Source organism: Flavobacteriales bacterium, assembly GCA_016716605.1.
Taxonomy (GTDB): Bacteria; Bacteroidota; Bacteroidia; order Flavobacteriales_F; family PHOS-HE28; genus PHOS-HE28.
Genome location: JADJWA010000001.1, coordinates 3,472,294 through 3,496,089 on the forward strand (window position 1 = coordinate 3,472,294; position 23,796 = coordinate 3,496,089).

The 23,796-nt window shown below is 62.3% G+C and carries 11 protein-coding genes; 10 read left to right on the forward strand and 1 reads right to left on the reverse strand.

Annotated features, from left to right (window positions below):
• Positions 1-31 precede the first annotated feature (31 nt).
• The 10 genes from IPM12_14125 to IPM12_14170 all read left to right on the forward strand — a co-directional run bounded on the left by IPM12_14125 (position 32) and on the right by IPM12_14170 (position 19,453).
• On the forward strand, positions 32-8,977 hold the full coding sequence (locus tag IPM12_14125; protein ID MBK9148942.1) for a T9SS type A sorting domain-containing protein: 8,946 nt from the start codon (positions 32-34) through the stop codon (positions 8,975-8,977).
• A gap of 322 nt (positions 8,978-9,299) precedes the next feature.
• A complete protein-coding gene (locus IPM12_14130; protein MBK9148943.1) occupies positions 9,300-10,178 on the forward strand; it encodes a transketolase in 879 nt (292 codons plus the stop codon).
• Positions 10,179-10,181: 3 nt separating this feature from the next.
• Entirely contained in the window at positions 10,182-11,687 is a 1,506-nt protein-coding gene (locus tag IPM12_14135; protein MBK9148944.1) for a VWA domain-containing protein, read from the forward strand.
• A gap of 32 nt (positions 11,688-11,719) precedes the next feature.
• The gene (locus IPM12_14140; protein ID MBK9148945.1) at positions 11,720-12,670 is read left to right on the forward strand and encodes a transketolase family protein; all 951 of its coding nucleotides are present in this window, start codon (positions 11,720-11,722) and stop codon (positions 12,668-12,670) included.
• Positions 12,671-12,730: 60 nt separating this feature from the next.
• Positions 12,731-13,318, forward strand: coding sequence for a sigma-70 family RNA polymerase sigma factor (locus tag IPM12_14145; protein MBK9148946.1), 588 nt, complete (start codon positions 12,731-12,733; stop codon positions 13,316-13,318).
• Positions 13,311-13,778 (forward strand): hypothetical protein, encoded by a 468-nt coding sequence (locus tag IPM12_14150; GenBank protein ID MBK9148947.1) that lies wholly within the window; start codon positions 13,311-13,313, stop codon positions 13,776-13,778. Before IPM12_14145 ends, IPM12_14150 begins: the two co-directional genes overlap by 8 nt.
• Complete coding sequence (locus tag IPM12_14155; protein MBK9148948.1) at positions 13,775-14,281, forward strand: hypothetical protein; 507 nt, start codon at positions 13,775-13,777, stop codon at positions 14,279-14,281. Before IPM12_14150 ends, IPM12_14155 begins: the two co-directional genes overlap by 4 nt.
• Before the next feature lie 30 nt (positions 14,282-14,311).
• Positions 14,312-15,523, forward strand: a complete 1,212-nt coding sequence (locus IPM12_14160; protein ID MBK9148949.1) for an aspartate aminotransferase family protein — start codon at positions 14,312-14,314, stop codon at positions 15,521-15,523.
• Positions 15,524-15,719: 196 nt separating this feature from the next.
• Positions 15,720-18,611: a T9SS type A sorting domain-containing protein gene (locus IPM12_14165; GenBank protein ID MBK9148950.1), complete on the forward strand. Its 2,892-nt coding sequence runs from the start codon at positions 15,720-15,722 to the stop codon at positions 18,609-18,611.
• A 272-nt stretch (positions 18,612-18,883) separates the two neighbouring features.
• Positions 18,884-19,453, forward strand: coding sequence for a hypothetical protein (locus IPM12_14170; GenBank protein MBK9148951.1), 570 nt, complete (start codon positions 18,884-18,886; stop codon positions 19,451-19,453).
• A 362-nt stretch (positions 19,454-19,815) separates the two neighbouring features.
• Here the strand turns inward: IPM12_14170 and IPM12_14175 are convergent, their stop codons facing one another.
• Complete coding sequence (locus tag IPM12_14175; protein MBK9148952.1) at positions 19,816-23,676, reverse strand: T9SS type A sorting domain-containing protein; 3,861 nt, start codon at positions 23,674-23,676, stop codon at positions 19,816-19,818.
• Positions 23,677-23,796: the final 120 nt, after the last annotated feature.

Here is a 23,796-nt window from a genome sequence, read left to right on the forward strand (position 1 = left end):
TACCAAGCCCTGGACGACAAAACCAAAACCAATGAAGACTCCGAACATTACCTCAACACGCAAGGCATGGTGGACGAGGATCGCCTCGCTGCTGGCCTTCGTGGCGCTCCTTAGCCCTGCTTTCGCGCAGACCACCCTCATCGGACCGTTCAACGGCGGTGATTTCGATTTAGGGCCTTCAATGGCCGCGAACAACTGGTCGACTTTCAATGCGGCCAACAACCAGTGGATCGTTGGCACCCAACCAACGATCGCTTATCCGCTCACGGCGCCCCCATTCGTCAACAATTGCGCTTGGGCCAACAACGATGGGGTAGTGACGAACTACACCTATGATCTCACGGCGGAAGCGGCAGCCTTCATATACCGTGATGTGACTGTTCCCGCTGGCGAGTCGATCATCTCCATGTCCTTCAACTGGCATGGTGGTGGTGAATCGGGATATGACATGGTGCAGGTCTTCTATGGACCAACCAGCCTGACCCCGAACGATAATGGTTATGGTGTGAACGGGAACAACACGATACCGCCAGGAATCACCGGTGCCACCTTCGTGGCGAACACGGTCGGTGGATCCTTGCCTGGGACGGTGAATACACTGAATGCGACTTTCCCAGCCGCGCTTGCCGGAACCACATTCAGGGTGTTCATTTCCTGGAAGACCGATTTCTGCTGCGGCACGGCCGTCCCGCATGCCATTGACAATGTGCTGATGACCTCAGACGTGCCCGGTGCCTTTACCGCTGCTATTCCAGGAGGCCTTTGGAACAGCCCAGACAGCTGGGTGGGCGGTGTGGTGCCTGCTGGCGGCAACGATGTGCTGATTCCCGCTGGTTCCACCATGGTGGTGAACCAGAGCCTCGTGTATGGCAACGTGACGGTGGCCGGCAAGCTGCAATGGCTCACGACCACGGTTCCTTCTGCCACGGTGAATACGTTCACTGCGACCAACCTCACGGTTGATCCAGGTGGCGAGTTCATCGCGAACACCGGCGGCGGAACCGCAGCGCTTACCACGGGCGGCGCCACGATCAACATCCTCGGCACATTCACGAACAACGGCTTCTGCCATCTGGCAGCCGGTGGAACCGTGCTCTGGTTCAACGGCTCCGGTGGCCCGCAGACCTTCACCGGCACTGGTACATTCATGAGCGACCTCGATGGCCGCGGCATGATCCCGAATCTGCTCTTCGCCACTACGGGAAATAGCGAGATCACCACCACCCAGGACCTGGTGACGAACAACCTCGGCCACACGGCCGGCACGCTCACCACCAATGGCAAGATCAGCATCGACAACACGGCCCGTAGCAACGGCGCCTTGATCAACCGCAGCGTATCAACCGTGGTGGTGAACGCCATGGGCACCGGGTACAACAGCGCCACCCCCCCTACGATCACCTTCACGGCCGCCCCGGCCGGCGGCACCACGGCTACTGCCACGCCCAACATCGATGATGTGACCGGCACCCTCCGCTCCATCACCATCACGGATCCCGGCAACGGGTATCGGGTGGCCCCTGCGGTGACGATCGCAGGCGGCACCGGCTCAGGCGCCACGGCTGTAGCCCACTTGAGGAGCAGCTACATGTTCGGCACCATTTGCCAAGGCCAGAAGAGCGGTATGGGCACCGTGTCCGGCGGCATCAACATTCCCTCAGACCAAGGCGTTCGCGTCACGGTCACCAACGGTGGCGTGGGCTACACCTCGGCGCCCAACATCGGTGTCGCGCTACCGACCTTGTTCTTGAACCTGGTAACCGCTGGTGGCAGCGGCTATACGTCTAACCCCACGGTGACCTTCAGCGGTGGTGGTGCCATCACCCAAGCCACTGGAACTGCTGTGGTGACCCGCGGCCAAGTCACCTCGGTGAGCATCACCGGTGGCGGCACCGGCTACCTCTCCCCGCCCACCATCACCATCACGGGTGGCGGTGGCACGGGTGCTACGGCTGAATTCCCAGCCTCAGCGCTTCCCACCTTCAGCGCGAACATCGATGCCACCACGGGCATGCTGGTGAGCGTGACCACCACCAACCCTGGCTTCGGTTACTTGGCTGCTCCCACCGTGAGCCTGAACCCGGCCACGGGAGCCGGCGGCGCCACCACCAACGCTACGCTCGTTTCACGTGCCAGCCTCTACAACCTGATCCATAACTGGTTCGCCCCGGCGCCCACGAACGTGGCCCATACCGAAAGCAGTTTCATCCCCACCAACCGGCGCATCAACGCGCATAGCCTGACCAACTCAGCTGGATTGGGCCTGAGCCTGACGGACAACCTGACCCTGTACGCTTCTGCTCCGATGCCCACCTTCACGGGACCGATCGACCTCAACGGCAACACGCTGGCCTTCGATCACCCGACCTACGCAGGCACCGCCGGTAGCGCTGCCGCTTATGTGGAGGACGGCTCCATCACCCACCGCTTCTTCGGATCCACCACCGCCCTTACGCGCAACTTCCCCTTCAACAGCTACGACGGAATCGGCTTCCTGAACAACCTGCTGAACATGGGCACGGTTGCTCCTGGTACGCAAGCGACGGACGGCTCCACCGTGACCTCGGTGAAGGCCACGCACGTGGGCGCACCGAGCGGCACCAATGCCATTGGCACGCGCGCCATGCGCGTGGAGACCAACGGCGGCCTCTTCGGGAACAACCCCAGCTTGCGCATGGCCTACAACGCCGTGGATAACCTGGGGCCCTTCGCCGACCAGCCGAACCTCTTCATTGCACAGAGCAATGCGCTCACCGGCCCTTGGACGCCGCGTAGCGTGGCCACCGGCGCAGGCCCATTGGCCGCATCCGGCAACCGCACCACCGCCACCACGGCTCCTGGCCCGATCGCCAGCGGCGATGAGTACTTCGCTTGGTACAGCACCTATCCCATCTGCGCCGGACCGCCTGCTGCCAACACCGTTACCGGACCGGGCGCGGCATGTGACGGGGTGAACTTCACGCTTAGCTTGGCGAATGCATACGCAGAGGCCGGCATTGAATACCAATGGGAGAGCGCCGATAACGCCGCCTTCACCGTGAACCTGGCCAGCTTGGGCACGGGCAACACCCAAGTGACCAACCAGTCCTCGGCGAAGTATTACCGCTGCACCATAACCTGCAGCACGACCCTCGATGAGACCATTGCCACGGAGCTCTTCGTGGATATGGCTACGGGTGTGTGCTTATGCGGTACCTATCCCGTCACAGGTGTGATAGCCGGGAACGCAGCCGATGAGGACATCACCGTTTGCACGGTGGGTACCATGTCGAACCCCACAGTATGCAATGCACTGGCTCCGGGAGCGGGCTCCATTGCTAGTCTGTACAGCAATTTCACAGGCATCGTTGCTGGCCCTGTTGCGGACCAAGGTTCCACGGTGCCATTCAGTGTGGGACAAGGCACCCTGTGCGGAGGCACATGGGGCAATGGCGTGAAGATCTACGTGGACTGGAACCAGGACGGCGATTGGCTGGATTTGGATGAAGAAGTCTTCTCCCAACCCGCAGCCGCATCCGGCATTAACGTGCAGAACGGCACCTTCACCGTGCCCTTGACCGCTACTCCGGGCGTTACCCGGATGCGCGTGGTGCTGGTGGAAACCGGCTTCCCGAACGCAACGAACTACGCCCACACGGGCTACACTTGGGGTGAGACCGAGGACTATTGCTTCACGGTGACCGTTCCAGTGCCGTGCGATGCGCCGCCGGCTGTGAATACCGCGCTCAGTACCTTGAGCAGTGCATGCGCCGGAACGAATTTCACTTTGAGCTTGCAAGACCCCATCAGCGGCACCGGCTTCACCTACCAATGGGAGAGCGCCGACGACGCCGGGTTCACGACCAACCTGCAGGCTTTGGGCACCGGAACGACGCAAGTAGCCACTCTCACCACCGCCAGCCAGTACTACCGGTGCGTGATCACGTGCAACAACCCGGGCGGCGGCCCTACGCCAAGCAATTCGGTGCTGGTGAACCTGGTCAGCGACCTGTGCGTCTGCGGCACCTATAACCTGGTGGGCATTGCCGGCAACACGGCTGATGAGGACATCACCGTTTGCACGGTGGGTACCATGTCGAACCCCACACTATGCAATGCGCTTGCTCCAGGCCTTGGCTCTTCTGCCAGCCTATACAGCAATTTCACGGGCGCTGTGGCAGGTCCTGTCGCAGGCCAAGGCACCTCGGTGCCCTTCACCGTCGGCCAGGGAACCTTGTGCGGTGGAACGTGGGGCAATGGCGTGAAGATCTATGTGGATTGGAACCAGGATGGCGACTGGCTCGATCTTGACGAAGAGGTCTTCTCGCAACCCATTGCCGCCAGTGGCGTGAACGTGCAGACCGGCAGTTTCACGGTTCCCCTTACGGCCACGCTCGGCGTTACCCGGATGCGCGTGGTGCTGGTGGAAGCAACTTTCCCGAACGCTACGAACTACGCGCACACGGCCTACACCTGGGGTGAGACCGAGGATTACTGCTTCACGGTGCAACCACCTCCCGAACCGGCTGAAGCCTCGGTGAGCATCATCGACGATTGCGGCGCGGGAACCTTCACCATCGATGTGAACCTCTCGAGCTTCGGCAGCGGCTCCAGCGCCGACATCGTGTACTCCGTGAACGCAGGGCCGCCTGTGGTCGTCCCGGCCTCGCTCGGAACCAACATCATCCCCACATCTGGAAGCTTCCTGCAAGCGGGCGATGCGGTCTCCATCACGGTGACCAATGGAACGATCGCGGAACTCGATCTGGGCACCTTCTTCGGCAACTGCCCGATCGAGGTGGTCTGCGGCAACACGGTATCGATCAACCATTGCTACGGCAACAACGATCCGCGCGTGTTCATCTTCATCGCCGATGATCAATTCCAGACCCTGACGATGACCTTCATCGCGGGCACGATGGACCCGAACGACATCATCCGCACCTACGCGGGAACCGATGAGAACTTCAGCCCGGGCCTGGTCTCCGGCTCCTTCGCGGACCTGGGAACCCCGCAGCTCACCATCGAATCAAGCACCGACACGATCATGCTGGTGATCGACTCCGATGGCAGCAACAGTTGCCAGGACAACCAGCAGACGACCTGGCAGTTCGAGGTGATCTGCACCCCGCCCTGCGTGAACCCCGATGGCACGGCCACCTATGATGTCTGCACGAGCGAGATCACGGTGAGCCTCGACTTCGACGGCACCGGCGCCACCGCGGGGATCCGCTACGCGGTGAACGGCGGCACCCCGATCGACATCTCGGGCCTGAACGCGCCGCACGTGGAAGTGCTCGGGCCCTTCGCGCCGGGCGATGCCGTGCAGGTGTGGCTGGTGAACGAGGATGACGATGCGTGCATCCGCAACCTGGGCGTCACGAACATCCTGGCCATCCCGGCGCCTCCGCTGGTGATCGCCTCCGCCGATCCCGCCGTGATCTGCCCCGGTGGCAGCACGCAGCTGCAAGCCACCGCCGTGAGCGCTACGCCGCCCGCGGTACCGGCTTATGCCTTCGAGCAGTTCATCGGAAGCTGGACGCCGGTCAGCGGTGGCGTATTGTTCGGCAATACCACTTCGGATGACCAGTACTTCACCAACCCTGCGACTCCGCTGACAAGCGCCGTCACCGGTCCCGGAACGCCGATCGGATTCAGCTTCACCTTCAACGGCACGGTGTACGACCGCATTGGAGTGAATAACAACGGCTGGATCAGCTTCGGCCAATCGACCTTGACACCGTCGGTGGCCATGAACTCGACGAGTGCATACACGCCGCTCGCGAGCACCGCTGTCACCACGCCTACCCACTTGCGCAACCGTGTGGCGGGCTTCGGCCGAGACATTCAGGCGCAAGCCGGCGCGTCGCTCCGTGTGGAGACCATTGGCACCTCGCCCAATCAGGTGTGCGTGATCCAGTTCCTCGGCTATAAGAAGTTCGGAACCGGTGGAACCGGTGACAACATCAATTTCCAGATCCGCTTGCACGAAAGCACCAATTTCGTCGAGGTGCACTTCGGCCCGATGACATGGAACGCCACTTCGAACACGGCCGACGTAGGCTTGGGCGGAACCGTAAACACGCAGTTCAATAACCGTACGACAACGACGAACTGGAACACCACCACCGCTGGTGCGACCAACGCGCAGCGTTGCACCTTCAATTCATCGGTGACGGTACCGGTGGTGGGGACCGTGTTCCGCTGGCGCTCACCAGAGATCACCGGTGCGAGCTACAGCTGGACGCCTGCTGATGACCTGGACAATGCCTTCATCAGCAACCCAATGGCCAGCGGTGTGGCGGCGACGACCAACTTCACGGTGACCGCCACAGGCGATGCCTTCCCCTGCCCGGGCAGCACCGATGTGCTCGTGACCGTGGGCGACCCGCTGACCTCAGCGAGCATCACACCGGGCGCGGCTTCTTACTGCACAGGCAGCAGCGTGCTGCTCACGGCCAATGCCGACGATGGCGTAGCACCCTTCACCTACCAGTGGTACGATCCAGTCAACAACCCGATGGGCACCGCGCAGACGCAGGCGGCCAACATCGTGGGCGATTGGACCTGCCTGGTGTCCGATGATTGCGGCGCGAGCTTCCTGGCCACTGCAGCGGTGAGTTCGATTGAGACCCCGGTTGTGAACGTGACTCCTGATCAGCCTACCTGCGCTGGTTACGACATCGTGCTCACGGCGAACACGGTCTCGGGCACACCGACCAGCTGGCTCTGGAGCGGACCTGCACCCATTGGCGGGCAGACCACGCAGAGCGTGACGCTGAACGATATCACCAGCGCCAACGACGGTGTGTACAGCGTAGTGGCCACCTTCAATGGCTGCCCATCAGCGCCTGCGGGCTACACCCTCACGGCCAATCCAGCACCGACCATCACCAGCTTCGGAGCGCAGCCCATCACGGTCTGCCCAGGTGACAACAGTGTGCTGAGCGTGACCGCGACAATGCCGAGCGGGACGTATTGCACCCCAACATACGGCGTCACGGGCTGCACCTTCCCTGACTATGTGGCGAACGTGAACTTCGCTGGCATCAACCGGACCTCACTCTGCGATAACGCCCCTGGGTACATCGACCTGAGCACGCCGCAGGGCAACGTGGTCGCTGGCTCCATTTATCCCATCAGCGTGACCACAGACGGTGACGATGAGAACCTCTCGGTGTGGATCGATTACAACCGCAACGGTGTTTTTGAGAATACGGAGCGCGTGCTGGAGCGCCTTGTGGTACAGCCTGCCCCCCCTGCGCAAACCACCACCGGGAACGTGACCATCCCGCTCACGGCATTCAATGGCCCGACCCGCATGCGTGTGCGTTGCGTCTATGGCACCACCTACGCCCAGGTGGACCCCTGTGCGCTTGGATCCTTCGGTGAGACGGAGGACTACGTGATCAACATCACGGGCGGCGTGGACCAGCTGGTGTACGCGTGGACCGGCGGCTCCTTCCTGGGCGGTATTGACAATACGCCCAGCGTGACGGCCATCGACATCAATGCCACCACGACCTATAACATCGAGGTTAGCTCTTTGGGTTGCACCGATACCGAGGACATCACCGTGTACTACGGTACCAACGAGGTGACCCTGGAGGTGCAGACCGATGCGAACGGCGACGATATCTCCTACGAGTTCCGGCAGGAGGGCACCAACACCCTCATGTACTACGTGGGCCCCAATTCGTTGCCGAGCAACGCGGTGGTATCGAACCTCAACTGCCTGCCTGACGGTTGCTACTACCTGGTGGTGATGGACGCCGGTGGTGATGGCATCCTGGGCGGCGGTTACGTGCTGCGCGAAGGAGATGGTGCCTTGCGCCGCATCATCGACAACAGCCGCGACCAGTACGGCAACGGCGGCTTCACCAGCGGCAGCGTGAGCCAGATCGCGGGCAACGAAGGATTCTGCCTGCCCTTGGGCGATGACCGCCTGATCTACACCAGCTGCGACAAGCTCGACTGGAGGGTGAGCCCCTGCGGCGGCGAGTACATGGTGGCCAATGACAATGCGGCCGTGAGCGCCCAATACGGCGTGAACAATGCCAACAGCGGCTATCAGGCCTGGTGGTACGCCCCCAACGGCGGCTACAGCTTCAAGCGCTTCCAGAGCCACAACACCAGCAACGGCCTGCCCGCCAGCGCCACCCGCGCCGCTCACTTCCTGCTCAACGGCTGGGCCGGCAACCAATTGCAGCAGAACGTGCTGTACAACGTGAAGGTGCGCGGCCGCATCAACGGCGTGTACAACAACTGGGGCTCTGCCTGCCGCCTGATCGTGGATGATGCACTGGCCGCGTGCCCGCGCACCAAGCTCATGGACCTGCCCGGCAACCAATACCTGAGCTGCGGAGAGAGCCGCGGTATCGGCTCCACCCAGCTCGTGCATGCCCGCAACGTGCGTCGCCGGAATGCCAACTGCAACTGGGTGAACGCGAACCGCTACCAGTTCCGCTTCCGCCTGCCGGCCGAGAACGTGGTGATCATCAAGACCAGCGCCACCGGCCAGTACTGGGTGAACACCCTTGGGCTCACCTGCAACAAGACCTACGAGGTGGATGTGCGCGTCAGCTTCAACAACGGCAGCACCTGGTGCGTGGTGACCCCGGATCCGAACAGCGTGACCGATCCGCTCTGGGGCGACATGTGCCTGCTGACCACGAACTGCAGCTTCGGCATGGCGCAGGAGGACGGCGGTGCAGGTGAAGCCAGCCAATCCGAGCGCACCGTGGGCATGTACCCGAACCCGAACCGCGGCGATCAGCTCATCCTGAGCGTGAGCAGCGTGGAGGAAGGCGTGGAGACCGTGAGCGTTGACATCTTCGATGCCTATGGCAAGCGCGCCATGGCCCGCACCATCGCGGTGCAGGACGGCTTCGTGAACACCGTGCTCGACCTCAACGGCAGCCTCGCCAATGGCTTGTACATGGTGAGCATCACCGCAGGCGCCGATAGCTACAACGAGCGACTGGTGATCCAGAAGTAAGCTCGGCCAACGCAACTGATCGCAGCCCCCGCGCCCAACAGCGCGGGGGCTGTTGCGTTCCGGGCCCTCAGGGCGCATCGGCCCACCGTGGCCGGTGCGCCTGGCCAGTGACCAAAAGCAGAAGCGGGAACCCGTAGGCCCCCGCTTCCTGACGAACCGGTCCAAAACCACTAGCACCGGACAAGGCCATGACCACTCATCCCATGGTCCGCGTTGCCTGCGGCGGCTCGAAAGCGCACCTATGGCACTCCGCCTCTTTTCAAAAGTTCTTCACACGACCAAGCCCGCCGAGGCACCCAGCTACTTTTGAGGCGCCTCCACGATGCACCCCATTCCTGCTGTGGCCGAATCCGCCAGCGTTTCCGTCGCCGAGCTCCAGCGCATCGCATCACAGGTGCGCCGCGATATCGTCCGGCAGGTGCATGCCTGCCAGAGCGGACACCCTGGAGGCTCATTGGGCTGCGCCGACTTCTTCACGGCACTCTACTTCAGCATCCTGCGCCACGACCCCGCCGCATGGAGCATGGACGGCCACGGCCAGGACCTGTTCTTCCTGAGCAATGGGCATATCAGCCCGGTCTGGTACAGCGTGCTGGCGCGGAGCGGATATTTCCCCGTGAGCGAGCTGGCCACCTTCCGAAGGATCAACGGCCGCTTGCAGGGGCACCCCACCACGCACGAAGGCCTGCCCGGCGTGCGCATGGCCAGCGGGTCGCTGGGTCAGGGCCTCAGCGTGGGCATCGGCGCGGCCCTGGCGAAGAAGCTCAACCACGACGATGCGCTCGTGTACACCCTGCACGGCGATGGCGAATTGCAGGAGGGCCAGATCTGGGAAGCCGCCATGTACGCGGCTGGGAAAAAGGTCGATAACCTGATCGCTACGGTTGATTGGAACGGACGCCAGATCGATGGTGACGTGGACGAGGTGATGCCCTTGGGTGACCTTCGCGCGAAGTGGCAGGCCTTCGGTTGGGAGGTGATCGAGACCGAGGGCAACGACATGGCCCGGCTGCTTGCGGACATGGCCGAGGCCAAGCAGCGCACCGGACATGGCAAGCCGGTGATGGTGCTGATGCGCACCGAGATGGGCCAGGGCGTCGATTTCATGATGCACAGCCACGCCTGGCATGGCATCGCCCCGAATGATGCGCAGCTCGCCAGCGCACTGGCCCAGCTCGAAGAGACCTTGGGTGATTATTGAGCCATGCCAGCTCCCCGCGGAATGCAGCACCCCACGCGAATGCGCCGGGATGGCATGGGCTTGGCCGGAGCGCCCACCATGCGCGCGACCCACAGCTCCCACGGCATCCTCCTTTTTGCCGCCTTGGCCATCGCCGGCCTGCTCTTCGCCCATCCCGCGCGCTTGATCGCGCAACAGGCAGCGCCCCAGCCCCCGCTCACGAGGATGCTCTTCGTATTCGATGCCAGCAACAGCATGAATGCGTTCTGGGGCAACCAGCCCAAGATTAACACGGCGCGCGAACTGCTGCTCTCGAGCCTGAAGCGCCTCGAGGGCCAGCCTGACCTCGAACTTGCGCTTCGCCTCTACGGGCACCAGACACCCATCGCTCCGGGCAAGCAGGATTGCGACGACACGAGGCTCGAAGTGCCCTTCACCGACAACAGCATCCCGGATATCCGCAAGAAGCTGCTGGCCACGCGCTGCCTCGGCACCACGCCCATCGCGCGATCACTGGAGAAGGCCGCTCAGGATTTCCCGGAAGCCGACAAGAGCAAGGGGGCCCGGCCGGTGCGCAACGTGATCATCCTGATCACCGATGGCATCGAGGCCTGCGACGAGGACCCTTGCGCGGTGAGCCGTGCGCTGCAGGCGAAGGGCATCGTGTTGAAGCCCTTCGTGATCGGCGTGGGCCTTACGGAGATGGACAAATTCGCGCTGCAATGCGTGGGCAATTACTACGACGCGAGCACACCGGAGCTCTTCGCCCATGTGCTCGATGTGGTGGTCACGCAAGCATTGAACAGCACCACCGCGCAGATCAGCCTGATGACCGCGGACGGCAAGCCCACCGAGACCGATGTGGCCGTTACGCTCTACGATCAGAAGACCGGGCAGGTGCGCTACCACATCGAGCATACGCTCACGGAGAAAGGCCTGCCGGACACGCTCAGCATCGACCCGATCTTCACCTATCGATTGGTGGCGCACACCGTGCCAGCCTCGGTGCGCGAGAACGTGACCGTGCGGCCCGGAACCCATACCGTGATCGCTGTGGATGCCGGCATGGGAACCTTGAACCTGCGCATGGGCACAGGTCCGGCCGATGCCAGCCAGGTGAGCTGCATCGTGCGCCGCAAAGGCGAGACCGGCACCCTGATCGCGCTGCCGATGGGCACGAGCCAGCGTCTCCGCACAGGTGCCTACGATCTGGAAGTGCTGACCCTTCCACGCACGCTGATCAACGATGCGGCCATTGAGCAGGGCAAGCCCACCGACATCGTGGTGCCCAAGCCCGGCGTGCTGAACATCCAGGCCCAAGCGCCCGGTCCCGGCAGCATATTCCTGAAGCAGGGGGATGAACTTGCCTGGGTGGCTGACCTCGAACCGGGGAATGCGCGCCACCAGCTCCGCTTGCAGCCGGGCAGCTATCAAGTCACCTATCGCAGCGGATTCGCCCGCCGAACGGAGCTCACCTTGATCAAGGACGTCACCATCGAGAGCGGACGCAGCGCCACCATCAATTTCTAGCCAACACCCCTGCCGACGCATCGGCCCACGCCATGAACTACCCCGTGCTCGACCAGAAAGACACCCGTAGCGGATTCGGAGCAGGACTGCTCGATCTGGGCCGCAGCAATCCGCAGGTGGTGGCCTTGTGCGCGGACCTTACCGGGTCCCTGAAGATGGACGCCTTCCAGAAGGAATTCCCCGACCGATTCTTCCAAGTGGGCATCGCCGAAGCCAACATGATGGGCATCGCAGCGGGTCTCACCATCGGCGGCAAGATCCCCTTCACCGGCACCTTCGCGAATTTCAGCACCGGCCGCGTGTACGATCAGGTGAGGCAGAGCATCGCCTACGCCGGCAAGAACGTGAAGATCTGCGCCAGCCATGCGGGGCTCACATTGGGCGAGGACGGTGCCACGCACCAGATCCTGGAGGACATCGGACTGATGCGCATGCTGCCGGGCATGACCGTGATCGTACCGGCCGACTACAACCAGACCAAGCAGGCCACCATCGCCATCGGGGCCCACGAAGGCCCCTGCTACCTGCGCTTCGGCAGGCCCAAATGGCCGGTGTTCATACCGGCCGATCTGCCCTTCGAGATCGGCAGGGCGCAGAAGCTCAGTGAAGGGGACGACGTGACCCTGATCGCCTGCGGGCACATGGTGTGGCACGCCTTGCAGGCCGCAGAGCAGCTCGCCGCAGAAGGGGTGAAGGCTGACGTGATCAATATGCACACGATCAAGCCGCTCGATGCCGATGCCATCATCGCGTCGGTGGCCAGGACGGGCTGCGTGGTGAGCTGCGAAGAGCACAACCGGCACGGCGGGCTGGGCGAATCCGTGGCGCAGGTGCTTGCCTTGTTCCGTCCATCACCGCAGGAATTCGTGGCCGTGAACGACAGCTTCGGGGAGAGCGGGACACCGGGCCAATTGCTGGAGAAGTACGGCCTGATGCCGGCCGACATCGTGGAGGCCGCCAAGCGGGCCATGGCGCGCAAGTGATCAAACCTTCGGACGCGGCGGAACTCAGACCCCTCGCCGGCCGGCCCGATGAACCATGACCTGAGCGACAGCGAGCTGCTCGCGCTCCTCCGCACGGAAGAGAGCCGGCACTACGGCTTCAACCTGCTCGTGCGCCAGTACCAGCGCAGGCTCTACGGCTTCATCCGCCGCATGGTCACGGACCACGATGAAGCGCAGGACGTGCTGCAGAGCACCTTCATCAAGGCCTGGCAGGGCATCGATGGCTTCCGCGCCGAATCGCAGCTCTACAGCTGGCTCTACCGGATCGCCCACAACGAATGCCTGAACCACCTGAGGAAGGCGAAGCGCCGGATCTTCGTGAGCAACGATGCCGTAATCGAGCGATTGAGCACCAACTTGGACAGCAGCGAGCATTTCAACGGCGATGCCATCCAACGCAAGCTCCAGCTCGCCGTGATGCGCTTGCCCGAAAAGCAGCGGGCAGTGTTCACCATGAAGTACTTCGAGGCCATGAAGTACGAGGATATGAGCCGCGTGACCGGCACCAGCGTGGGCGCGCTGAAGAGCAGCTTCCACATCGCCGTGAAGAAGATCGAGCAATGGCTCTTGAGCGATCAAACCAAACCGATGTCCACATCGTCGAAGCAACCGAATCCCGATGACTGAGCGCCAAGACACTGATCCGCTGAGCGAAGCCCCGCTCCTGCGAAGCATCCCGACGACCGACCCTTTCGTGGTGCCTGACGGTTTCTTCGACCGCTTCCCCATGCAGGTGCAGGCGGCCATCACCAGCAGGCACAGCGGCTGGAAGGCGATCCTCATGCACTTCCGGATGGCGCATCCGGCCTGGCGGATCACCGCAGCCGTGTGCGGCCTGGCCCTGGCCGTGCTCGTAGTGCGAACCGCCTTGGTGGGAGGCCTTTCGGCCGGTGAACATGAAGCGGCTTCCATTGAGCTCACAGCCGATGAGCTGCTTGCCCTCGAAGTGAACGAGGATGACCTGCTGGCTGCATCGGCCTTAGAGGATTGGGAGACCGACTGGTCCGGAACGCTCACCGCCGAGGAACTGAGCCGCTACCTCGAGCAGGAGGACCTTGAACTCGAATTGATCATTGAAACCCTATGAAGCGCCTCTTCACCTTCGCTTTGGGCGCATTGCTCCTGAGCGCGCCCCGAATCATGGCCCAAGGGCCGGACGACGATATGCCGCCGCTCCCCGAGGATCGGCTGCGTGAGATCAAGGCCCAGAAGACCGCCTACCTCACCACCAAATTGCGGCTCACCACCGAAGAAGCCCAGCGCTTCTGGCCCATCTACAATGAGTTCGACGAAGCGCGCGATGCCCTGCGCCGCGAATTGCGGGAGAACATGCGCCCAGCGCGGAAGCAAACGGAGGCCCTCACCGATCCGGAGGCGGAGCAGATGCTCACCAAAGGGTTGCAGATCCGGCAGCGCGAAGTGGATCTGGAAAGAACCTCCGCGGAGCGCTTCACCAAGGCCATCGGCCCTGTGAAGACCGTGGAACTCATCCGTGCAGAGCGCGATTTCCAGCGCGAGGTGCTCAGGCGCATGCGTGAGCGCATGGAGGAGCGGCGAGATGGCCCTAGAGGACCCATGCGTCGCCAATAGGACGTTTCCCCACCTTCGCGTCCGATCGAGATGGACGCATTGCATCCCGGCTTCCTGAAGCACCTGGCCCAGACCAGCCATTCACCGTTGGCGCTCGATATCGTCCACGCCGAGGGATGCTGGCTCACCGCGCGCGACGGCACCCGTTACCTCGATCTGGTCGCTGGCCTGGCCGTGAACAACGTCGGGCACCGCCATCCCGAAGTGGTGGCGGCCATCAAGACCCAAGCGGACCGCTACCTGCATGTGATCCCGTACGGCGAGTTCGTGCAGGAGCCACAGGTGCGCTTCGCTGAGCGATTGACCGGGCTCCTGCCGTCAGGCTTGGATGCCGTGTACTTCGTGAACAGCGGAACGGAGGCGATCGAAGGAGCCCTGAAGCTCGCCAAGCGCGCCACGGCCCGCACACGCCTGATCGGCTGCCGCAAGAGCTATCATGGAAGCACCCATGGTTCGCTGAGCCTCACCGACAACGAAGCGAAGAAGTACCGCAACCGTCCCTTGCTGCCTGACACGGACCATATAGCCTTCAACGACCTGGCTGAACTGCACCGCATCGATGGGCGGACCGCCGCTGTGGTGGTTGAGCCCATCCAAGGCGATGCCGGTGTGCGCGTGCCCGACCGCGTGTGGCTGAGCAGCCTGCGTGCGCGCTGCACGGAGGTCGGTGCGCTCCTGATCTTCGATGAAGTGCAGACCGGGTTCGGGCGAACCGGCCGAAGATTCGCATTCGAGCATTTCGATGTGGAGCCGGACATCCTGGTGCTGGGCAAGGCCCTTGGCGGCGGCCTTGCCATGGGTGCATTCATCAGCTCGAAGGAGCGCATGGACCTCCTCACCCACGACCCGGTGCTCGGCCACATCACCACCTTCGGGGGGCATCCCTTAGCGTGCGCGTCAGGCCTAGCCGCCTTGAATGTGCTGGAGCATCTGGATCTGGCCGCGAACGCGTGGCGCAAGGGCAACCTTTTCAAGCAGCACCTTAAGCACCCGTTGATCAACGAAGTGCGCGGTTTGGGCCTGATGCTGGCGGTTGACCTGGGTGATGCGGACCTGGTTCAAGGCGTGGTGAAGGCTTGTCTGCGCAAAGGGGTCCTCGGGTTCTGGTTCCTGAGTTGCCCAACGGCCTTCCGAATCGCGCCTCCGCTTACCATCTCTGAGGAAGAGGTCCGGCATGGCTGTGGGGTGATCCTGAACGCCTTGGAACAAGCGGGGCGATTGCCAGAATCCTCCGAATCTTAACAGGTTCAGGAGCCCACTGTGAACGAATGCGGACGGCTGCAGGCCTTGCTGAACAGGCATTGCAGGCGCTTCCGTCCGGTCCGGACCGGGCGGCGGCGGCATCGGTCCAAGCAACGGCGTCATTGCCCGATCGAAGCCACGTTTATCTTGCGACCGCCTTAAGCAAGGAGCAACCGACCCCAACCGAAGAGGAACCATGAAACGTACCCTACTCAGCAGCCTGGCCACCATCCTGCTCGCCAGCTTCGGCATCGCGCAGGAGACCCATTGGTGCGAAACCGATCGCCGCATGGCCGAGGAAATGGCCAAGGACCCGGCCTTCGCGCAGAAGATGGCCCAGTTCCGCAGCGAGATGCGGCAATTGATGGCCAACAACGCGAGCCTCAAGAACCGCGATGTGGTCTACACCGTCCCGGTGGTCTTCCACATCATCCACCTCAACAGCGTGGAGAACATCAGCAACGAGCAGATCGAGGACGCCATGTTCGTGCTCAACCGCGATTGGGCGAAGCAGAACCCGGACACCGCACAGGTGCACCCCTCGATGCAGGACCGCATCGGCGATATGGGTGTGCAGTTCAAGTTGGCCACCAAGGACCCTTCGGGGAATTGCACCAACGGCATCATCCGCTATCAGAGCACCGAGACCCTGCGGGGGGAGGGCACCAGCAAGCTGCGTCCCTGGCCGCGCGAGAAGTACATGAACGTGTACGTGGTGCGAGGAATCCTCAGCGGTGCCGCCGGCTACTTCACGCCCGGGGGCTGGAGCGTGCTTGATGGCATCATGATCATCCACCAATACGTTGGTCGTTCGGGCAATGCAGGCGGTATTCCATTCACCGGGAATGAAGGCCTTTCACGCGCGCTCACGCATGAGGTTGGGCACTATCTGGATCTGGCGCACGTGTGGGGCGAGAACAACGGGATCCCTGGCCCTACGGGCGTGCCATGGGCCATGCAGGCGGATTGCGGCGATGACGGTGTGGAGGATACGCCGATCACGCGCGGCTGGAGCCCCGCCAGCGGTTGCAATGGCCCCGGCCATTCGGATAATACCACGCGGCCGTGGGGGAATTGCGACCAGCAGAGCTTCAAGAGCTACCACGGCCGCTCAATTCCTTTCATCGTTCCTTCTACGCCAACACGCTATGATTTCGAGGGCGTCACCACGGGATCCGGGTCGGTGGACAACCTCTCCGTGATTCCCATCATCGCCGACTCGCTTGACAGTGCCACCGTGCGCATCCCGCTCTCACCCTTCAGCGCAACTGGGGTCTCCGCGAACAGCTCGGTGGCCGGTGCATTCGCCTTCTCGAACTGGGACACGGGCGCGAACGATGGGGAGACGGACTATGCCAACCTCACGGGCTCGATCAACACCGGGAAGTACTACGAGTTCACGATCAATACGCCGGTGCAGCAGCAACTCTACTTCTACGGGCTCACCTTCAAGGCCATGCGCAGCGACAACGGCCCGCGCACTTTCGCCGTGCGCAGCAGCGCGAACAACTACAGCACGAATATCGCCATGGGCACCGCCACGGGCATCAGCGCCGAGGGCGGCAACGTGGGCTTCTTCACGGACGATGCGGCCTATGACGGCACGGTGATCACCGTGAATCCGGCGAACACCGGCTTCGGCCTGCGCGAGTCGGGCATCACCCTGCGCATCTACGCATACAATGCCGAGGACCCCAGCGGCTATTTCGGCATCGACAGCCTGGTGGTGCGCGGCAAGAGCGGCACCATCGAGAACGTGCAGAACTACATGGAGTACTCCTACTGCTCCATCATGTTCACCGAAGGACAGCGCGAGCGCGCGCGCACGGCCTTGCTATCACCGGTGCTCGAGCGCGACAACCTTTGGACGGAGCAGAACCTGATCGCCACCGGCGTGGCTGAAGGGCACGAGCAGCTCTGCGCTCCGATCGCCGATTTCTATGCACAGGTTGAGTACTCCACATCGCCCGGCAGCAGCACGCCGCCCGTGCCGTTCCCGCCCATGACCTGCATCAATACCAATGTCCGCTTCATCGATAACACGCAGCGCGCATCGGTCACCTCTTGGAACTGGACCTTCCAGGACGGCAACCCGGCCACCAGCACAGCGCGCAACCCGGTCGTGCAATTCACGGCTCGCGGCTGGAAGACCGTGACGCTCACGGTCAGCAACGACCAGGGCAGCGACACCAAGACCAAGGATTTCTCCATCTACGCCGGCAACTCGAGCGAAGAGCTGACAGCTTTCGCGATCAACTTCGAGGATGGTGATGGCGAGAATCTCTTCCCGCTGGTGGGCTACAACTACGAGAACAACCACACCTCGTGGAAGCGCTTCGAGGGTGGCGGCTATTCGGGCAATGCCTGTGCGCGCCTGAACAGCGGAGATCGCGATCCGCTGGAGCTGATCCGCCCCGATAACATCGGCGATTACGACGACCTGGTGTCGCCGCACATCAACATGACCGGCGCACCCATCTCGCAGCTCAGCTTCCGTTACGCCTACCGCACCAACACGAACGTGCCGGCCAACATCACCGAGAAGCTCGTCGTGGAACAGAGCTCCAACTGCGGCCGCACCTGGAGCCTGCTGGGCACAACGTCCACCGGCGAGATCACCGGCACCAACCTGGTCACCAATGGCAACTTCGACGAGATGCCTCCCCCACCCGATTCCTGGAGGCTGAAGACCTTGAACCTGCTCAGCTCCCAGCTCGGGCCGAACATGCGCTTCCGCTTCCGCTACATCAGCAGCGGCTATTCCGGCGACCTGTTCATCGACGACATCCAATTCGGCAGCTCGGCCGTGAGCGTGCAGGAATGGCTCAGCGAGAACTTCATCGCGGTGTTCCCGAACCCCGCCAATGATCAGTTCACCCTGCAGATCTATGGCATGGGCACCGACGCCACAGAGGTGACCATCACCGACCTGCGCGGTGCGGTGGTCTATCAGAATACCTACCAGCCCACGGGCAACGACAACATCGAGCTCGCGGGCCGCACCATCGGCCTCACCGATGGGATGTACCTGGTGCGCGCACAGAACGCGCATGGGCAGAGTGTGCAGAAGCTGGTCATGGGCCGTTGATCCCGATACCAGCAGCAACGACGCGGCCGCTCCAATGGAGCGGCCGCGCTGTTTTGCAGCATGCCCAGTTCCGGCAGATCATCGTTGCCATGGCACTCGTGGTCGGGTGCTCCGATCCAATTGCACCCGCCCCGGACGCACGCTCAGGGATGGAGGCTCGTGCCCTTGCTCAGGCGTTGGAGGGACAGTGGATGCCAGAGTCCTATTGCCAATGCTTGGAAAGAAGGCGATCTCCCTTCACGTGCCGGAATGAGATCAAGGAGATCTTCGTCATGGAACTGGAGCGGAATGCCGCCGGTGACAGCCTGCATTGGAGCTGGCACGGTACGCATGAAGGCGGAACTGAGGCCGTGCTCGGCTTTCGTCCGGCGAATAAAGTCTTCGCGGGCGAGCCCGCAGGTGATCCGCTGAACGGTTGGAGCACTGTACGACTGGCGGCAGATACCGGCCAGGACGCAGTCTCACTTTGGCTGTCCGATTCAGGGGCTCCGTTGCAATTCGTCCGCATCACTTCCGAGCAGGAGTGCATCAATAGCCTCACGGTCGCTGGCCGCTACCAGCACCTGCGCGATTCGGTCGTGGTCGAAATCAGTGCGAACGGCAGCCTGCTCGGATTGGACACCATCACCCGCTATGAGGTGCACACGGACTTCGCCCTTGGCATGGAGGCTGGCGACGTCATATTCCTCTACGGCCCTGGACTGGCTGAGCTTGGGATTGCGCACCGCTTCACATGGATTGGGAATCGGCTTCGTTTGGACCAGGTGCCGCCCGCGGGGGAGCTGCAGACCGTTGATCCGATGAACGCGATTCCCTCGATTGAGCTGGAACGCTTGGAATGAAACTTCGCGATGCGCAACGAGCCCTTGGATCCAAGGCAATCGAGAGCCTCGTGGTGTTGCTGACTCCAACGCCACATCGACGATCCGGGATTGCTGCTTGAGGCATGACTCGGGAGCTGGCACGGCTCTCCGTTGCTTGGAGCGGATGGCATTCTGTGCGATGAAGCCCCGCTGTTTCTCCAATGGGCTGATTCGCATCGAAGCCGAGCACCACCTGATTTGCCACAGACCGGCACCTTGGGGATTTCCATCACTCGACGGCTTCGAATCGCGGGGAGCATCCGCGAACAACCAACCGGTCACGACAAACCGGAAAAGAGAAGCCCCGGCTTCCGCCGGGGCCTCTTCGGAATCATCAATGATCAGCGCGCCACTTGCACGCGCTGCACGCGGGTCCACTCATCGGTGCTCACCTGAACGGCGTACTGACCGCTTTGCAAAGCACTCAGGTCGATGGTGCCAACGCTGCCTGCCTGGAGGTTCACCGGCGCGTCGATCGCGGTGCGCCCGCTCATATCGAGCACGCGCACGCGGGCCTTGCCCTTCGTTCCTCCGAAGGCGATGTACAGCAAGCCGTCAGTCGGGTTCGGGTAAAGGCTGAAACCACCAGCTGATCCTTCTTCGATGCCGACCGCACCGCAGCCCACGGTCCAGCGCAAGGGAATCGACACAAGGCCATCATCGCACGAGCCGGCATCATTGCTCTGGATCCGCAGGGTCACGATGTTCGCTGGGTTCTGGGAGTTCACCGCGAAGCCCGCGAGGTTGCCGCCATTGTTGCCCTGGTAGATCACCGTTGACCCATCATCCGGGCCGTTGTACACGACGATGCGGTCGCCTGCCAGCATCTGGCCTTGCAGGAACTGGATGCTGGTGGGCACAGGGATCTGCGACACGTAGGTGTACCAGCGGTCCTCACCGTTCTCATAGCAGTATTCGTAGTTGTCGAATCCGCAGGAGACGATGTGGCAGCTATCGCTCGGGTAGGTGAGCGAATCGCTCAAGTAGGTGCAGCCCGGCTCGCTCAGGTCGGTGATCCCGAAGATGGAGAGGTCATCAACCTCATAAGGGCCGAAGCTGTACACCCCGACAGCGGTCACGGTCTGCGTCTGGCTGGTGATCACGTTCTCGATGGTCATGCCGTCCGCACTGGGTGGGGCGGTCACGATCACCTCAGTCATATAGGAGCGGTGCAGGCAATCGGGCATGATGTTGTAGCTCACGCCGGGCGCTGCGCAGCCTGAGCATGTCACGTTCCATTCCCAGGGGTCGTAGTTGGTGCTTCCTGTGCAGGCCACCGAGGGGTCGGAGGTGAAGGTCATGTACAGGTTCTGCCCGGTGCTGGTCACGTTCACGGTCTCATAGGTGAACACGGCACCCAGGATCGCGCTTCCCGGAGGACCTAGGTTCGTGGTGCCCGTACCATGCTCGAACAGGATGGGGCTGCTTGCGTCCGGCCCGTCGTAGATGATGAGGTCATCCCAGGTATTGCTCTCGACCGTGCCGCGCACGAAGGCGAGGTTGAGCGTAGCCCCGGGCGTCGGCGCCTCCCAAGCCCAGGCGCGGTTGTCGCTGTTCACATAGCAGTAGGTCTCGGTGAGCGGCGTAGATCCGCAGAGGAAGGTGGGGCACAACGGGTTCACCAGGCTTCCGGATGAGATGCTGCACAACCCGTTGTCCGCATTGACTATCGTGATCGAGACCGGCGTGCCGCTCGTGAAGGGGCCAACCGTGTATGTGCCAGCGGCATTCGCAGTGACCGTGCTCGCACCGCCGGTGTTGGTGATCTCCATGCTGCTTGCGCTGCCCAAGCTGCTGATGTCCACCGCCACGGAGTACTGGAAATTAGCGCAATCCTGCACGATGCCGAAGGTGGCCGTGGGCGGCACGCAATCGAGGCAATCGACTGAGAACTGCACGGGCACCTGGGTGGCGCTGGTGGCGCAATCGGTGAATCCGTTGGCCAGGATACGCACCGTCATCCGGTGATCCGGATTCGTGGTGAAGAAGAAGAGGCCCGTGATGTCCGTGGCGTTGCCATTGCCGGAGTAGATGAGCGGTGCGTTGATATCGCCGCCGTCATATACCTGGATCAGGTCGCCCGCGAAAACGGTCCCCCCTGTGAATAGGATGCCCAAGGGGAAGGTGCCGGTGCCCTGGTAGTAGTAGCGCACATCGTTGTTGTTCGCGTAGCAATAGCTCACGGTGATCGGAGTGCCGCAGGTGATCAGTTCGGGGCAGGTGCCGGTGTCGGTGAAGTTGCCCTTGGAGATATCGCAGAGGCTGTTGCTCTCGTGGGCGAGGGTCACGTTCACGATCTCACCGAAGTTGAAGGGGCCGATGGTGGTGATGCCGAGCGGGAGGCCGGTCTGCGTGGTGGGCGCACCGCCATCCACCGTGTAGATCACCGAAGCAGTGGTGGCATCACCCGTGCTGGTCACGTCCACATCCAGGCTGAACTGGTCGTTGGCGCAATCATCCACCACGGTCACGGTGCCCTGCGGGATCTCGCAATCGAGGCAGACCACCTCCCACTCCCAGGCGTCGTAGGTGGTGGTGGGGAATGGCCCACCGCATTGCACCGAGCCATCCGAGCTCATCTCCATGAAGATCTGGCCCGTAGTGCTGTAGATCTCGACCCCGTAATAGGTGGTGAGCGCATTGTTGATGGCGCTGCCCACCGGGCCCAGGTTGTATGCTTCCGTATTCGTGTGCTCGAAGACCAAGGTGCCAGTGGCATCAGGGCCGTCATAGATCCGAAGGTCATCGAAGGTGTTGCTCTCAATGGTGCCTCGAATGAACCGCAGCCGCAAGGTGCCCGTGCCGATGCTCTGGTACTCCCAGGTCTGGAAGTCGCTCGGCTCATAGCAATAGGTCTCAACCAACGCTGGGGATCCACAAGGGATCAGGTTCGGGCAATCACCGCCATCGGTGATCACGCCCAGCTCGATGTTGCATGCGGGGTCGCTCTCGTGCTGCACGAACACCGAGATCAGCTGATTCACGGTGAAGGGCCCGAGGGTGGTGATCCCTGCTCCGATACCGGGAAGGAATTCCGGCGCGCCGCCATCCACCGCATAAACGATGGTCACAGTGCTGCCATCGCCCGTGCTGAGCACGTCCACATCCACGCTGAACTGGTTGTTCAAGCAATCATCCACGTTCACGGCCGTGGCCTGAGGCAGCTGGCAGTTGAGGCATTGCACCTGCCAGTTCCAGCTTTGGAACTGACCATCGGCGCAGGAACCGAAGTCGCTGCTGATGAGCTTCATGTGCAGCGACCCGCTGGTACTGGCCACGAAGACATCGCTCAGGTCGAATACAGCCCCTGCGTTGTGCTGGAACAGGATCGGCGCGGTATCGTCGGTGCCATCATAGATGGTGAGCTGGTCGTTGAAGCTCGCTTCGATGTTGCCATTGATGAATTCCAGGACCAACGAACCACTGCCGCCGAGGGAAGAGTAGTTCCACACTTTCGTCTGGCTATTGTCGTAGCAGTAGCTGAAGGACTGGGCCATGTCACCGCAGAAGATGAACACAGGGCACTCGCCCGTCTCCGTGAAGAGGCCGAGATCCTGGCTGCAATCCGGATTGGACTCATGCTGCACCAGGATGGCCACTTCCTCGCCGGGGAAGAACGGTCCCAATTCGGTGGTGCCAACGCCTACGTCCGGGATATCGACCACAGCGCCGAACACATCGTAGGTGATGGTCACCGTGGCGCCATCGCCGGTGCTCACCACATCCACATTGATCATGAAGAAGCCGCTGGCGCAATCCTCCACCACTGTGGCAAAGGCGAGCACAGGCGAGCAATTCCCGAAGAACTGCACGCTGGTCTCCGTGCATTCGCTCTGCTGCGCGCATGTCTCATCGATGGTCCAGTGCGGGTAGAGGTCGGCCGCGCTGGTGGCGGTGAAATCCACGATGGCATAGCCCTGTGCGACCGCGGGTCCTTCAGGGGTTCCTTCCCGCACGGTGATGTAGCCCTCGGAATCCAACCGGAAGCGATAGGTGGCACCGCTCTGGATTCCGGTCACATGCGAGTATTCCGATTCGAAGCTGCAGGTGGAGATGATGGTCACCGCACCACCGGCATCGGGAGTCACCGCAGCCGAGGGATAGAGGAACTCATTGAGGCAATCGCCTTGTGCGAAGGCAGGTGCCGAGGCGATCAGGGTGAAGCCCAGCGCAACGCTGAGCAGGCGTCCAAGTCGAGACATGGTCTTGGGTTTTGGTCCGTGAAGTTGGTGGCCGAAGGTAGTTTTTACAATGGGCCGGGTCGCCGAGAACCAACTACCTGTCAACAACTGCTGTTGGTAGCCCGCTGGGCCTTCCGTTCA